The following is a 14077-nucleotide window of genomic DNA, read 5'->3' as shown; positions in this document are numbered from 1 at the left end:
GCGATGCCGCGATTATAGAACGTATAGGCCAGCACCGAGGGAAACACCGCGACATAGGCCAGCGACAGCCCGGTCGCGACGTTGAAGTCCAGCGGCGGGCGGGTCAGCCATTCCCACAGGAATGCCGGCACCAGGCACAGCGCGCCGCAGGCGAAGGTGAAAGTGAGGAACGACAATTGCTGGATCGCCGGCCGTTTCTGCGTCAGCACCGCGTAGAGCCCGAAAATGGCCATCGCCAGCAGGAACAGCAGGTCGCCCTTGTTGAGCTGGATCGCCGACAATGCCGCGAGATTGCCCTGCAGCAGGATCACCAGCACCCCCAGCATCGACGCCGCGATGCCGCCGGCCTGCGCCATCGTCAGCCGGATGCGCAGCACCAGCAGCGACCAGATCGCCACGAACAGCGGCCCCGACGACTGCAGCAGCAGCGAGTTCAGCGCGGTGGTGTATTCCAGCCCCCAATATTGCAGCGAGTTGAACAGCCCGATGCTGATCACCGACAGAAACACCATGAAGCCCAGCCGTGCCCGGATCAGCGGCCAGTCCTGCCTCAGCGCCCGCCACCCGAACGGCAGCAGGATCAGCGTCGCCAGGGTCCAGCGCAGGAACGACAGCGTAAAGGGCGGGATGTGGCCGGCGGCCGCGCGGCCGACAATGGCGTTGCCGGCCCAGAACAGCGAGGTCAGGCTGAGCAGCAGATAGGGCTGGTTGAGCAGCCAGCCGAATGGCGTGGGTTCGGCGGGAAGTGGGCGCGCGGACATCGGAAGGCCTGACTTGCCATGCGGGCTTCCGATCAAGCGGCTGGTTCCGCCTGATCGTTGGGATGCCCTGTTGCCCTGTCAGACACGCAATTGCACCCTGGTTCAAGCCCCGCCGGCCTACCGGTTCAAGTTCCAGCCATTGTCCTGGCGGTCGCGCGCCCGGCGCCGGTTCTGCTGATCGAAGGCGAGGCGCGGGTTGAGGATGCAGTCGCCGCGCTGTCCGCTCACCGTCGCCATGCACTGCTGATAGGAGGTGAACGAGCAGCTCGGATTGAAGCCGTTGAACGAGGTGCGCTCGCACCACGGATAGTCGCGGGCCTGGCCCGGCGCGGCGCCGAATGCGATGAAGATGGCGGCGGCTGCCAGAAATGAACGCATGTCGGCTCTCCCTTGTTGGTTTCGATCATTCGCCAGTGAAGCAGGCGTTCCTGTCGGCAGCGAGGCAAACAAGCCGCGCCGCGTTATTCTGTCAGCGTCGCCGCGATCGCCGCCAGCGCTTCCCGTGCGGCTTCGGGGGCGATCTCGATCTGCAGCCCGCGCTGGCCGCCATTGAGATAGACCGTCGCTTCGCCCAGCGCCGCGGCCTCGATGGCGGTGCGGACCTTCTTCTTCTGCGCGAACGGGCTGTTGCCGCCGACATGATAGCCGGTGAGGCGCTCGGCATCCGCCGGCCGCATCATCCTGGCCGTCTTGCCGGCGAAGGCGACGGCCAGCTTCTTCATGCTGACCTCCTTGTCGGAGGGCACCACGACGCAGACCGGCTGGCCGTCGACCTCGGCCATCAGTGTCTTCAGCATGCGCCGCGGCGCGATGCCGAGCGCTTCCGCCGCCTGCAGGCCGATGCTCGCGGCATCGGCGTCATAGTCGTAGCTGTGCAGCGTAAACGCTATGCCGGCCTTGCCCAGCGCCTGCGTCGCCCGTGTGATCTTCGACATCCGGCCCCCGTCCTCGCCGCCCCATATTGGCTCCGCGAACATCGGGGAGGCCGTCATCGGCCTTGTCACTTACGCCATTATCGAGACGACAGAAACCGGCGGCCGCGCCAAATAGGCCGGCCACAAACCGCCCCTTGACTTGGAGTGCGCTCCAACTCGTATCTGTCTCCGCGTCGTGGCGAGAACAAGGTGCTCATGAAGATCGGCGAACTGGCAAGGCGTTCGGGACTGTCGGCCCACACCATCCGCTATTACGAGCGGATCGGGCTGCTGCCCTATGCCGACCGGGACCGATCGCGCCAGCGGGACTACGACGCATCGATCCTGGTCTGGATCGGATTCCTTGGCCGTCTCAGGACGATCGGGATGCCGATCCGCGACATGCTGCGTTATGCGGCCTTGCGGGAACGCGGCGTCGGCACGGAGGCGGAGCGGCGCGAATTGCTGGCGCAGCACCGCGACCGGGTTCGTGCGCATGTCGCTGAGCTGCGGGCTACCCTTCTCGTCCTCGATACCAAGATCGCCGGCTACGCCGGCGAGCAACAGAGGATGAAGGACCATGACGCAAAATCACCACAGCGCCGGCGAAAGCCGGCTCGAACGCGGGCGACGCGCGCTGGCTGAGATCGACGGCGAGGGCGGCGAGAAGGTCGTCGCAGCGCTGGCCGATATCGCGCCGGACTTCGCCATTTACCTGCTCGAGTTTCCGTTCGGCGACATCTATTCGCGCCCCGGTCTCGACCTGCGCGCCCGTGAGATCGCCACCATCGCGGCGCTGACGGCGATGGGCAACGCCGCTCCGCAACTGAAGGTGCATATCCAGGCCGGCCTCAATGTCGGGCTCTCCCGTGACGAGATCGTGGAGATCGTCATGCAGATGGCCGTCTATGCGGGATTTCCGGCGGCGCTGAATGGCCTGTTCGCGGCGAAGGAAGTGTTTGCCGCGCAGCATCCGAGGGAAGAAGGCCAGGCGGCATGACAAGGATGCTACGTAACGGCGTTCAGGACGCGGTTCAAATAGTTTGAGGCGCCGGCCTCAATGCTCGATGAACTTCTTGTAGATCCAGCGGCGGCCGTCATGCCGCCGCCAGACCTGGCCATGGACCAGGCGACCGGCGATCGACCGGCGCGGGATCGCGACCCGCCACAGGTGCCACACCGACGCCCAGGCCGGACGCGGGCGCAGTCGCAAAATCCGTTGATAATCCTCGCGGAGGGCAAACATGGTGAACTCGACCTTGCGCTGAGCGGCGATGCCGGGCGCGCCGGCGGTGCCAAGCACCCTTGCCGCACGGAACCCGGTGCATGACCCCCGCAAGCTACCCGGCGCCGGTTCGGACGCAATGCCAGATTGCCGTTAAGCTAACCGATCAACCTTACTGCCCCGTTGGCCCGCCGCGATCCACACCTCGAACGGGCGACCGCAGGCTGGTGATCCGGTGGGCGCTCGCGGTGGACGGCGCTCCCGCCCGTGAACGAGCGATCGCGCCAACGCGCGGCCAAGTGGGCCGCGCCGATCCGCCGGTTCGTCGCGGCTTCTCCGCCAACCTGTCCAAAAGATAACCCCGCGCGGCCGCGAATCCACGCCAAGCCATTCGGAATTTTTGGGGAATTTCAAGGGTTTGCTAGGTATTTCCCGACGGCATTTCGAGACCGTTGCCGCTTGCGTCGCCGGCCTGCATCCGTTATCCCCGTGAGGCCTCGCATGCGAGCGGCCGCGGTCGCGTTTGGCTGGGCGCTCTGGCATGACCTGCGACACGGGAAACCGGTTTTCCCGTGGCTGTCATGCGCCACGAAGTGATTTGCAGGGGACTACCTCGAAATGGCTAATGTTGTCGTCGTCGGCGCCCAGTGGGGCGACGAGGGGAAGGGCAAGATCGTCGACTGGTTGTCGGAGCAGGCCGACATCGTCGCCCGCTTCCAGGGCGGTCACAATGCCGGCCATACGCTGGTCATCAACGGCACCACCTACAAGCTGGCGCTGCTGCCGTCGGGCGTGCTGCGCCCCTCCAAGCTCGGTGTCATCGGCAATGGCGTGGTGTTCGACCCGCAGGCATTTCTCGACGAAGTCGGCCGGTTGCGCGGCCAGGGTGTGCATATCGGTCCCGACAATCTGCGCATCGCCGAGAACGTCACGCTGATCCTGCCGCTGCACCGCGAACTCGATTCGCTGCGCGAAAACGCCAGCAAGGCGAACGCGATCGGCACCACCCAGCGCGGCATCGGCCCGGCCTATGAAGACAAGGTCGGCCGCCGTGCCATCCGGCTGATGGATCTTGCCGATCCCGACACGCTGCCGAACAAGATCGACCGGCTGCTGGCGCATCACAATGCGCTGCGCCGTGGTTTTGGCCTGCCGGAATTCGATGGCGCCGAGATCCAGAAGGGCCTGATGGCGCTGGCGCCGGAACTGCTGCCTTACGCCGAAGCGGTGTGGCGGCTGCTCGACCAGAAGCGTCGCGAGGGCAAGCGCATCTTGTTCGAGGGCGCGCAGGGCGCGCTGCTCGACGTCGACCACGGCACCTATCCCTATGTCACCTCGTCCAACACCGTGGCGGCGCAGGCCGCCACCGGCACCGGCATGGGCCCGGGCTCGGTCGGCTATGTGCTCGGCATCTGCAAGGCCTACACCACGCGGGTCGGCGCCGGTCCGTTTCCGACCGAACTCGACAACGAGATCGGTCGCAAGATCGGCGAACGCGGTCGCGAATTCGGCACCAATACCGGCCGCCCGCGCCGTTGCGGCTGGTTCGACGCGGTGCTGGTCCGGCAGACCGTCCGCACCTGCGGCATCCATGGGCTGGCGCTGACCAAGCTCGACATCCTCGATGGTTTCGATTCCATCGAGGTTTGCGTCGGCTACATGCTGGACGGCAAGGAGATCGATTATCTGCCGGCCGGCGAGGGCGCCCAGGCGCGCATCGTGCCGGTCTATGAGACCATCGAAGGCTGGAAGGAACCGACCGCCAATGCGCGTTCCTGGGCCGATCTGCCGGCGCAGGCGATCAAGTATGTCCGTCGGGTCGAGGAACTGGTTGGTTGCCCGATTGCTTTGCTTTCCACCAGCCCGGAACGCGAAGATACTATTCTGGTACAAAATCCGTTTGAGGCTTAACGAACTATTACCGGAATTCGTTCAAAGTGAGCGAATCCGCAGAGCTGAGTATCGATGGCTGATTACTACCCGCTGATTGCCCGAGCCATCTCCGGACTGGATCCCAGTGCCCCCGGAGAGAGCCGGCGTGCGCTCTATGAGCGCGCGCGTACGGCCCTGATCGCGCAATTGCGCAGCGTCGAGCCGCCGCTCAGCGAGTCCGAGATCACGCGGGAGCGGCTGTCGCTCGAAGAAGCCGTGCGAAAAGTCGAGTCCGAGGCGGCGCAGCGCGCCCGCGATCTGACCCGCGGCAGCGATGCCAAGAACGAATCCAAGAGCGATGCGAAGCCACGCGCCGGCGATTCGTTTCGCAACACCACGCGCGGCAATGCCCGTCCGGTCGACCCCGCCGACGCCTCGCCGCGCGGCCGCCAGCCGATCGTGCCGACCCCGCCCGGGTCGCGCGACCGCCCGGAAAACCGCGCCGAGGAGCGCGCGCCCGAGCGTTCGCCACGCAATCTGCGCGTCGATCCGCCACCGATTCCGCGGCAGTCGGCGCCGCCGGCCGCGAACAACCCGGATCCCAATCAGGCGTCGAACGGTCCGCCGACCCGCGAGCGCACCGGCGGTCCGCGCCGCTTCGACAACAATACGCCGCCGCCCGCGCCGGGCGCCGCCGCGATGCGTGGCTTTCGCGATGTCACCGCCGATGTCGACGACCTCGGCCGCGCCGCGGCGCAGGCCAACCGCGCCGCGCGCAAGAGCTACGCCAACGTGCCGTCGCAGACGCCGGAACTCGACCGGCTCGAGCCGAGCATGGACGATCGCGGCGAGAATTACGGCTACAACAACCCGATGGCCGAGGACGACGATCCGCCGCCGATCTCGCGGCTGCGCGAACCGCCCTCGAAAAACGGCAAGTCGCCGAAGGCGACACGGACCAGGCGTGAGAGCGGCGGTTTTCCGTTCAAGTCCGCGATCATCATCGCGATCCTGCTGATTGTGGTTGGCCTGGCCTTCGTCGCCGGACCGGGGCTGCTGAAGTCGCTGCGCGGGCTCGGCTCCTCCTCGACGCCGGTGGCGGTCGATACCAACAAGGACGCGCCATTGTCGCCGCGGCCGAAGATCGCCGACCGCGTCGGCCAGCCCGGCTCGTCCGACCAGGTCGCGCCGGTGGCGCAGCGCGTGGTGCTGTATGACGAGGATCCGGCCGAGCCGAAGGGCAAGCAATATGTCGGCACGGTGGTATGGCGCACCGAGCAGATCAAGGCCTCGGGCGGCAAGCCCGGCGATATCGCGGTGCGCGCGGACATCGAGATCCCCGAGCGCAAGTTCAAGATGACGATGTCGTTCCGCCGTAACACCGACACCTCGCTGCCGGCCAGCCACACCGCCGAGCTGACCTTCGTGCTGCCCACCGACTTCGTCGGCGGCGGCGTCGCCAACGTGCCGGGCGTGCTGATGAAGTCCAACGAGCAGGCCCGCGGCACGCCGTTGGCCGGGCTCGCGGTCAAGGTCACCGATGGCTTCTTCCTGGTGGGCCTCAGCAATGTCGAGAGCGACCGCGTCCGCAACCTGCAACTGCTGAAAGAGCGGTCGTGGTTCGACATCCCGCTGGTCTATACCAACCAGCGCCGCGCCATTATCGCGATCGAGAAGGGCTCGCCCGGCGAACGCGCCTTCAACGACGCCTTCGCCGCCTGGGGCGAATAGCGCCGGTTGCTGGCAATGATCTGTTCGGATTGCAATGCTGAGCCGTGTCCCGGACGCGATGGATCGCGCCCAATTGGACGTGGCGCGCCGCGTATCGGACAAGATAATGGCCGGGACATGCCCGGCCATGCCGTCGCTTATGGTGGAATTGTCGAGAGCGCTTACGCGCGGGGCTGCTCGAAATAGCGTGGCGCGTCGCGCCAGCCGGTGGCTTCGGCCATCAGCGCCCTGACGCGATAGTCGAGCGCCAGGTCGAACAGCAACTCACGCAGTTCGAAATCCGCCTCGGTGCGCGCCTTCTGGCTGCAATCATCGGCCTGGTCCCTGAAATAATCCACTGACATGTCTCGCTCCGTCGTGCCCCGATCGAGAACTTCGCCGCGCTTTCGGGCAAAGCCGTGGCGACACCGGTGTCATTCGGTGGCGCCGCGCGGTCCCGCGCCGTTCAATTATGGCGCGCCCCCGGCGCCGGCGCGTACCGCGTGCGACACCAGATCGCCGGCATCGGTGACGCCCTCGGCGGCATGGCGCACAATGGTCTCGGCCATCATCGCCTTGGTGGCTGGCGTGCGATGCTCCGCGGCGATCTCGCCGACCGCGATCTCCAGCACCTCACGCAACACCGCGACATAATGCGGATCGAATTTCGAGGTTGGAATAGTGGTCATGCGGCACTCCCTGGTTGCCGCGGAACGTGGCGGCGCATTGGGGCTGATCTGAGTCAGTCGCATGAAGCCGCGATGACGTTTGCTGACATTGAATTGACGGGGGGCGTGCTGAACGTTTTCGCATCCGGCGCGACGTCGCAGCCAGCGCAATGACCGGTGCACAATTGCGACCGATCGTTCAAATGCGAGCTAAAGCCTTCACCCAATGAAAACAGCCGTGGGCTACGCAGGGGCATAACGAAAGGTATACAGATGCTCCCTGATGGCAAATATTCCGCGTGGTACAAAACCGACCGCTCCGACGGCGTCGGCGTCGTCGAAATCACCGATGGACGGTTGTTCGGACGCGACACGATCCTGGAATATAGCGGCTCCTTCATCCAGAAGGGCGACACCTTCGAGGCCCGGATTTCGACCCGGCGTTACGCCGAAGGTCAGGTCGCGCTACTCGGCGCGGACGAACTGGATTTCGAGTTCGCCGGAACCTCGCGCGACTCGACGGCGATCTGCTGGGGCAAGGTCGCGCAAATGCCGCACGTCCCGCTCGAAGTCGTGCTGGTGCGCATCGAGGACGAGCCGGTGGCGGGATGAGCCCGAGCTGGGGCCGTTCTATTCGTAGTCCAGCCGTGTCCCGAACAATTGCTCCACCAGGCTGGGCTGGGTGACCACCCAGCGGCCGGGATATCCGGTGCGGGTATCTTCCACATAACGTGACGGCGCCGCGACGATGTAGAGCGGCGGCGCCGGCCGAATGCCGGAATGAATCGGAACGTACAGGACCGGGCGCCGCGCAGGATGACGCGCATCGCGATAGTCCGCGGCATCAGCCGACGCCGTCATCGCCATGACAGCACTGAATACGATCATCCCAACACGCACGATAGCACCTCGCAGCCGCAACCCTGCCTGCGAGGCTAGCCCGCGAAGGTTAACGACGACTCAATTCCGCGTGCGCGGGCCGCGGGGTGGATCAGCGTATCATGATCCGCCGCGCACGACATTCGCGCCGCCAGACGATGGCACCATAGGTTTCGCACGCCAGCGAAGTTCGTGTTAGTAACGCACGACTCTGACGGGCCGCGTGTCGCCCGGCAAGCTCCCGCCATCCAATTGCAGCGAGGTGGCGGGTATGCGCGGCTCATTCGAACAGCGGATCAAGATCGCGAACGGCGCTCCTAGCGGGTTCGACCATCTGCGGATCGGTCTGTCGCTCGCCGTGCTGGTCTGGCACTGCTACGCCGTCTCGAACTATGACGATTCAAACCGGCTGTTCTGGGCCGGGCCGTGGCGGGCATTATCGGCCGCGATCCTGCCGATGTTTTTCGCGCTGTCCGGATTTCTGGTCGCCGGCAGTCTGGGGCGAACCAGGCTGCACCAGTTCGCGATGTTGCGGCTGCTGCGCATCATTCCGGCGCTGGCTTTCGAGACCGTTCTGGTGGCGCTGTTTCTGGGCACGATCTTCACGGTGTTGCCGCTGGCGGTGTATTTCAGCTCGGCGGAATTCTATGCGTACTTCCTCAATATCGTGGGTTTCATCCATTACACGCTGCCCGGCGTGTTCGACGGCCGGATGATCAATGCGCAGCTCTGGACCATCCCCTCGGAGCTGGAATGCTATCTGGCGCTGATGGTGCTGGCGCTGGTCGGGCTGACGCGCCGACCGGCCGTGTTCGTCGGTGGGTTGATGATCGGCGCGATCGCGATGACCGTGTTCTCGATCAGCGCCGGCGACCAGAGCCCCTATGCGCAACTGGGCGGCAGGGTGCTGGTGTTTTCCTTCATGGCCGGCGTCGCGGCCTATCTGTATCGCGACCGAATCGCGTCCGACGGCCGGCTGTTCGTGCTCTGCGTGGTGCTGGCAGGGGCGCTGCTCAGCTACCGCGAGACGTCGTTTCTGGCCGCTTTCCCGGTCGCCTATGCGACGGTGTGGCTCGGCCTGACCAACCCGCCGAGATTGCCGTTCGGCGATCTCTCCTACGGCGTCTTCCTGTTTCACTTCCCGATCCTGCAGGCGCTGCATCATGGTCTCGGCGAGGCGACGACGATGCCTGTCTATGTCGCGGCGGTGCTGCCGCTGTCGGTCGCCTGCGCGTGGATTTCCTGGACCTTCGTCGAGAAGCCGCTGCTGTCGCGCAAGTGGCGGATCATCGCCAGCATCGAACGCGCGGCGATGTCGTTGCGCAATATCATTATCCCGGTCGCGACACCGAAATTGCCTTAGTGCTGTAGGGCGCTACTTGCAGCCATAGCTCCCGGGCCGCGGCGTCGGCCCGCCGTTCCAGGTGGTACGCAGTGGGTAGACGCAGGCTGGATAGCTCAGCCGGTTGTCGCGCGACGTGACCATGATCTCGCCCGGCGCCGTGCCGTTCTCGACCCAGTCGGTCAGCGCCGTGAAGAACTGGTCCTGTTCGCGGGTCGGCGTCTGGTTGGCGTTGCCGGGCAGTTTCGGCAGCGGTACGGAATCATTGTTGCCCGTCACGGTATAGGCACGGCCCTGCGACGAATGCGCCGAGCCCGGCAGCAGATACATCCGCATGAATTTCTGTACCTCGCCATGGCCGCCCATCGCCGCTGCCACGCGCTCGTGATAATAGACGTTGCCGGCTGGCGGGATCGCGTCGTCCACCAGCCCGCTATAGACAATGACCTTGCGGCCGAGGTCGCGGAGCTTGCCGAGGTCGGTACGGTCGGTGATGAAGTTGCTGAACAGCGTCGACTGCAGCGCGACATTCCTGCCGAGCGCATCCGCCAGCCCGGCATAATCCAGCTCGCGCCATTTGTTGCGCTCGCTGATGGCGACATGGCTGAACGGAATGTTGGCCGCGGTGCTGCCGCTGGCGTCCGCGGCATAGCGGATATCCCGCAGCGCCAGGGCGACGCCGTCGGCGGAGGCGCCGGTGATCTGGCCTGATATCGCCGTGGTCTTCGTAAACGTCCACCACAATTGCTTCGCGCCGAGCCTCTTGCCGCCGCGGCTGTCGGTGCTCTGCGCGGCGTCGTAGCTGCCGTCCGGCGTGGCGCCGTACCAGATCCGGTCGAGCGCGAGCGCTTCCTTCAGCGTCATGCAGGTCGCCGCGTCCTCATTGCGGCCGGTGACGCCTTGCCCGGCCTCGCCGCTGCACAGCGCGGCGGCATCGCGCGCCGGGTCGTAATCGCAGGCGAACGGATCGAGCAGGAAGCCGAGCCCGGCTTTGTCGCAGGCGGCGAGGGCGCGCTTGTTGGCGGCGTCGACCCTGGCCGCGAAGGCCGCGGCCTTCGGCCGGTCGAGCGCGGTGAAGCCCAGCTCGGTCTTCATCACGAGCTGCGGATACAGCGCCACGGTGGAATGCATCGGCGTGCTCATGGTCGGCTGCGCGATCATGTAGCCGTCATAGAGTTCGGGATATTCCTGGGCGATCTTCATGCCCTGGCGGCCGCCCTGCGAATGGCCGTCATAATAGCTGAACGCCGGCGGCTTGCCGTAATACAGGCTGACCAGCGCTTTGGTCTTGACCGCCTGCTCGACCATCGCGCGCACCGAAAAATCGCGAAACCCCTCGACGTTGATGCTGCCGTCGGAGAGAAAGGTGAACGAGCCGTCCTGGTACCAGGGCTGCCCGGCGTCGGTGGTGCCGGACGCGTAGCCCATATTGGCATTGACCAGCGCCGGCACCTTGCTGCCGATCTTGCCCTCGGTGCGGTGACCGCCGCCGACCCAGCCGCCGCCGCCATAGTTGCGGATCCGCTCGTTCCAGTTCGCCGGACTGGGCAGCCAGACCTCGATGCCGATGCCTTCGGACCAGGATTTTGCGTTCTTGTCCTTTTCCGCCGTGGTCCCGGGACCGACCAGCAGCTTGACCAGGCACAGATCGGCCGCCGCGATGATCGGCTTTGGCGAATCCTGCGCCAGCAGCTCCTCGCCCTTCCGGATGGCGCGGACGGCTACCACCGTGGTGGCCTCGGCGCGGAACGCGGTCTTGAGGCCGTCGTCGCAGCCGAGCTGCTGGGCGGTCGCGGGCGCGGCGGTGAGGCATGTGGCCACCAGCCAGGCGATCCCGGCAAACCGGCCTGCGCCAGAACGCGCGCGATTGAAATCACCGGCGATGTAGGTGGTCGGCATGGCGTTTCCCCAAAATATTATTGTTGTTGCCTTGAATTTCAACAGTTCGCGCCGGCACGCAACTACCAAAACATTGCCGGGGCGTAACATAATGTTAAGGCGGGTCGGCGCGGTGCATCGAAGCATCGACGCTCGCTATTGCGCCCGACCGACCTTCGCCGCCCGGGTGACGATGACGACGTGCGCGGCGGCCGTGATCACCGAGAAGCCGAGCACGCCGATCTCCTCGCCGTGCATTGTCCGCGGCGCGTAGGTCATGGTCAGCCAGATCAGCGTAGCGTCATCCGCTGCTCGCCAAGCTATCACTGCCAAAGATCGGCGCATCGAATTATTTGAAGTGGGTGACTAGGCTATCCTCGATCCAGCAAACTATCGCCTCTGCCGTGGGAGATCCCCGCACTTCGGAGTTGACGACAAGCCAGATCGGCGCTTCGAGCAGCGGCCACGGCGCGGCGGCGACCCGCCGCAGCCCGTTCTCGGACTCGGCGACAAATTCTGGAAGCAGGATCGCCGCGTTCAATGCCCTCGCTAGTGCGAGCTGCTGAGGCAGAGCATTGGCCGCGGCCATTTTGTTCGATGAGCTGGTCAATTGCTCCATGGAACGAGCCGCGGGAATCGCTGACAGATTCTCCGTCCAGCCTATCCATGGCACCTGTAAAACACCTTCGGCAGTGAGCGTAGCTTCGTGGATCGAGGTCGCTCCTTCGGGTGCGTAGAGCCCGAACCGAACGGTCCCCATGCGGCGCGCGAACAGCGAGTCTTCCCCCGGATCCGACAGGCGAACGGCGATGTCAGCCTCGCGCTCCAGCAATCGCGCGCGACTGGGCGAGGAAAGAAACTCTGGAACGAGATGGGGGGCCGAACCGCGCAGCGCGGCGGTGCGCGGACCGAGAAGATACAGCACGATAGCGTCTGGCGCGGCGATCCGCACGGTGCCTTCGGGTAACACCCGCGCCGTCGCAGCCGCTTGCTCAAAGGCCCCGATGGCGGCTTGCGCCGCTTCCGCGGATGCCAGCAGCCGCTGACCGGCTTCGGTTAGTCCATGGCCACGGTTGGTGCGCACGAACAGCGGCACCCCGATTCTTGTTTCCAGCGCGGAGATTCGCCGATGCAATGTGGGCACCGATGTGCCCAACCGCTCGGCCGCGCGCGTCAACCGCGTCTGCTTGGCGACGGCGATGAAGGCTTCGATGTCAGGCCAGCTCATGTTCACACCGGATTTGGAAAACCGCTTTTCAAAAGCGAGGTTGCGGCAGGCAATCCGGACTGTCCATCTCCTATTGGTAAATGTTCGATGGAGAGGCCCCGTGATGACAAGACGCCAATTCGAAGCTGCCGCGCTCGCGACGGTCTTGACCGCTTCGGTCGAAGCTCGAGCAACCTCGGAGGTCATTGCCCGCCAGGCGCCCGCGCATTATCGCCTGTCAGTCGACGGCTTGCGAATCACCGCGCTGTGCGACGGTTACCTCAATCTCGCGCATACGTTGTTCCCAGCGGCGACGGAACAGCATGCTTCCGAACTCGCCCATGCGGCGTTTCTCACGCCCGGACCATTGCCGACCGCGGTCAATGCCTTCGCGGTCGAAGCCGGCGGCCGTCTGATCCTGATCGATGCCGGGGTCGGACCGTCTCGCGGCGATACGCTGGGGCGATTGCCGGCCGAAATGCGCGCAGCCGGTCTCGATCCCGCGCTCGTCGCGGCGGTATTGCTGACTCATCTGCACACGGATCATTGTGGCGGACTGCTCGACGCCGACGGCCAGCCGGTGTTTCCGAATGCCGAGATCCTGGTTGCTGAGCCCGAATGGCAATTCTGGAGTGATCCCGGCTTGGCGGCCCGGGCGCCGGCGGCGATGCGGCCGATGATCAGCGTCGCGAACCAGGCGCTGGGTGCCTATCGCCAGCGTATCACCCGTTTCATGCCTGGGACCGAGCCAATTCCGGGAATTCGCTCCGTCGCATTGGCCGGCCACACTCCGGGCCATACCGGCTTCATCCTGGGCTCCAGCAACGATGCCGTGTTCATCTGGGCGGACATTGTTCATGTCGCTTCTTATCAATTCCCGCGCCCCGAATGGGGCCTGAGCTTCGACGTCGACCAGACCGCCGCGGCCGACATGCGCGCGCGGACCTTCGCGCAGGCTGCTGGCGACCGTTTGCGTGTCGCGGGTATGCACTTGGCGTTTCCGGGGATAGGCCATGTCGTTCGCGATGGCGCTGGCTTCCGTTATCTTGCCGAAGATTGGCGGCCACTGCGCTGACCGAGGCGCCGGCATGACCCGTCGACACATCCATTCGCGGCCCCGTACGAATTCTCGCGCGACTTGGTGCCGATCAGGGCGGTTGAGGGACCAATCGCCTGGCAGACAGCCGTTAGGACTGTGCTCCGCTATGGAGCAGCACCGAAGCGGGACCCCGCCGATCCGCAGGATAAATGGTTGATTTATCTGAGATATATCGCATTCGGCAGGGGTCCCGATCGGCGCCGATCGGGAGCCCTGCTCAAACGAATTGGCATCCAGAAATCAGTTGCTTAAGCGGATCTACGAGAGGTCCCGCTTCGGCGCTGATTTACATCCGCCTCTGCGGAACTCCGGCCAGCTCTCGAATTGGCAGGTATTTTCGCTGCCGCCGGCGCCGCGCTGTTCCTGGCGTTCTGGGCCGTCGGCTGGATCTGCGCGGGGTTCGCTCGCGAGACTTCCTGACTTTCGATAATCAATCTTATTGAATGCTAGGGTGCATACACCCATGGGTGAGTGCGCCCGACCGGCGATCGACCGCCACTACTGGGTTCCTGCTACATCATC

The 14077-nt window shown here is 65.2% G+C and carries 17 protein-coding genes; 7 read left to right on the top strand and 10 right to left on the bottom strand.

Translation table 11 applies throughout. The annotated features are described in order from the left end of the window. From Q0S16_RS26085 to ybaK, 3 genes are all read right to left on the bottom strand, one after another. The coding region (locus Q0S16_RS26085) for a DMT family transporter (protein WP_295855396.1) at nucleotides 1–761 on the bottom strand (761 nt) is incomplete at its 3' end. A gap of 117 nt (nucleotides 762–878) precedes the next feature. Further along, nucleotides 879–1139: a DUF3551 domain-containing protein gene (locus tag Q0S16_RS26080; RefSeq protein WP_295855394.1), complete on the bottom strand. Its 261-nt coding sequence runs from the start codon at nucleotides 1137–1139 to the stop codon at nucleotides 879–881. 83 nt (nucleotides 1140–1222) lie between these two features. After that, entirely contained in the window at nucleotides 1223–1696 is a 474-nt protein-coding gene (ybaK, locus tag Q0S16_RS26075) for a Cys-tRNA(Pro) deacylase (RefSeq protein ID WP_295855392.1), read from the bottom strand. Between the two features lie 195 nt (nucleotides 1697–1891). Here ybaK and Q0S16_RS26070 point away from each other — a divergent pair, with 195 nt between their 5' ends. Further along, a complete protein-coding gene (locus Q0S16_RS26070; protein WP_295855404.1) occupies nucleotides 1892–2320 on the top strand; it encodes a MerR family transcriptional regulator in 429 nt (142 codons plus the stop codon). Next, on the top strand, nucleotides 2256–2675 hold the full coding sequence (locus tag Q0S16_RS26065) for a carboxymuconolactone decarboxylase family protein (protein WP_295855389.1): 420 nt from the start codon (nucleotides 2256–2258) through the stop codon (nucleotides 2673–2675). Before Q0S16_RS26070 ends, Q0S16_RS26065 begins: the two co-directional genes overlap by 65 nt. A gap of 57 nt (nucleotides 2676–2732) precedes the next feature. Here the strand turns inward: Q0S16_RS26065 and Q0S16_RS26060 are convergent, their stop codons facing one another. Next, entirely contained in the window at nucleotides 2733–2978 is a 246-nt protein-coding gene (locus Q0S16_RS26060; RefSeq protein ID WP_295855386.1) for a hypothetical protein, read from the bottom strand. Nucleotides 2979–3518: 540 nt separating this feature from the next. Here Q0S16_RS26060 and Q0S16_RS26055 point away from each other — a divergent pair. Beyond that, entirely contained in the window at nucleotides 3519–4811 is a 1293-nt protein-coding gene (locus Q0S16_RS26055) for an adenylosuccinate synthase (protein WP_295855384.1), read from the top strand. Nucleotides 4812–4865: 54 nt separating this feature from the next. Further along, on the top strand, nucleotides 4866–6503 hold the full coding sequence (locus Q0S16_RS26050; RefSeq protein ID WP_295855381.1) for a hypothetical protein: 1638 nt from the start codon (nucleotides 4866–4868) through the stop codon (nucleotides 6501–6503). Between the two features lie 161 nt (nucleotides 6504–6664). Here the strand turns inward: Q0S16_RS26050 and Q0S16_RS26045 are convergent, their stop codons facing one another. Further along, nucleotides 6665–6847, bottom strand: coding sequence for a hypothetical protein (locus Q0S16_RS26045; RefSeq protein WP_295855378.1), 183 nt, complete (start codon nucleotides 6845–6847; stop codon nucleotides 6665–6667). 105 nt (nucleotides 6848–6952) lie between these two features. Continuing rightward, nucleotides 6953–7171 (bottom strand): hypothetical protein, encoded by a 219-nt coding sequence (locus Q0S16_RS26040; RefSeq protein WP_295855374.1) that lies wholly within the window; start codon nucleotides 7169–7171, stop codon nucleotides 6953–6955. Between the two features lie 252 nt (nucleotides 7172–7423). On the opposite strand from Q0S16_RS26040, the gene Q0S16_RS26035 reads away from it, so the two are divergent. Then, entirely contained in the window at nucleotides 7424–7762 is a 339-nt protein-coding gene (locus tag Q0S16_RS26035; RefSeq protein WP_295855372.1) for a hypothetical protein, read from the top strand. A gap of 18 nt (nucleotides 7763–7780) precedes the next feature. On the opposite strand, the gene Q0S16_RS26030 is transcribed toward Q0S16_RS26035, so the two are convergent. Next, the gene (locus tag Q0S16_RS26030; protein WP_295855369.1) at nucleotides 7781–8038 is read right to left on the bottom strand and encodes a hypothetical protein; all 258 of its coding nucleotides are present in this window, start codon (nucleotides 8036–8038) and stop codon (nucleotides 7781–7783) included. Between the two features lie 262 nt (nucleotides 8039–8300). Between Q0S16_RS26030 and Q0S16_RS26025 the strand changes: the two genes are divergently transcribed. After that, the gene (locus Q0S16_RS26025) at nucleotides 8301–9392 is read left to right on the top strand and encodes an acyltransferase (protein ID WP_295855367.1); all 1092 of its coding nucleotides are present in this window, start codon (nucleotides 8301–8303) and stop codon (nucleotides 9390–9392) included. Between the two features lie 12 nt (nucleotides 9393–9404). Here the strand turns inward: Q0S16_RS26025 and Q0S16_RS26020 are convergent, their stop codons facing one another. The 3 genes from Q0S16_RS26020 to Q0S16_RS26010 all read right to left on the bottom strand — a co-directional run bounded on the left by Q0S16_RS26020 (nucleotide 9405) and on the right by Q0S16_RS26010 (nucleotide 12477). Next, the gene (locus Q0S16_RS26020; protein ID WP_295855362.1) at nucleotides 9405–11270 is read right to left on the bottom strand and encodes a tannase/feruloyl esterase family alpha/beta hydrolase; all 1866 of its coding nucleotides are present in this window, start codon (nucleotides 11268–11270) and stop codon (nucleotides 9405–9407) included. Nucleotides 11271–11405: 135 nt separating this feature from the next. Continuing rightward, a complete protein-coding gene (locus Q0S16_RS26015; RefSeq protein WP_295855359.1) occupies nucleotides 11406–11576 on the bottom strand; it encodes a hypothetical protein in 171 nt (56 codons plus the stop codon). Between the two features lie 22 nt (nucleotides 11577–11598). Continuing rightward, nucleotides 11599–12477, bottom strand: coding sequence for a LysR family transcriptional regulator (locus Q0S16_RS26010; RefSeq protein ID WP_295855356.1), 879 nt, complete (start codon nucleotides 12475–12477; stop codon nucleotides 11599–11601). Between Q0S16_RS26010 and Q0S16_RS26005 the strand changes: the two genes are divergently transcribed. Further along, the gene (locus tag Q0S16_RS26005; RefSeq protein ID WP_295855355.1) at nucleotides 12449–13531 is read left to right on the top strand and encodes an MBL fold metallo-hydrolase; all 1083 of its coding nucleotides are present in this window, start codon (nucleotides 12449–12451) and stop codon (nucleotides 13529–13531) included. The genes Q0S16_RS26010 and Q0S16_RS26005 overlap by 29 nt on opposite strands. Nucleotides 13532–14077 lie beyond the last annotated feature (546 nt).

It is taken from the genome of Tardiphaga sp. (genome assembly GCF_025356345.1).
GTDB lineage: Bacteria > Pseudomonadota > Alphaproteobacteria > Rhizobiales > Xanthobacteraceae > Tardiphaga.
The sequence above is the reverse complement of the archived record's forward strand: the minus strand, read 5'-3'. Positions and strand labels throughout refer to the sequence as shown.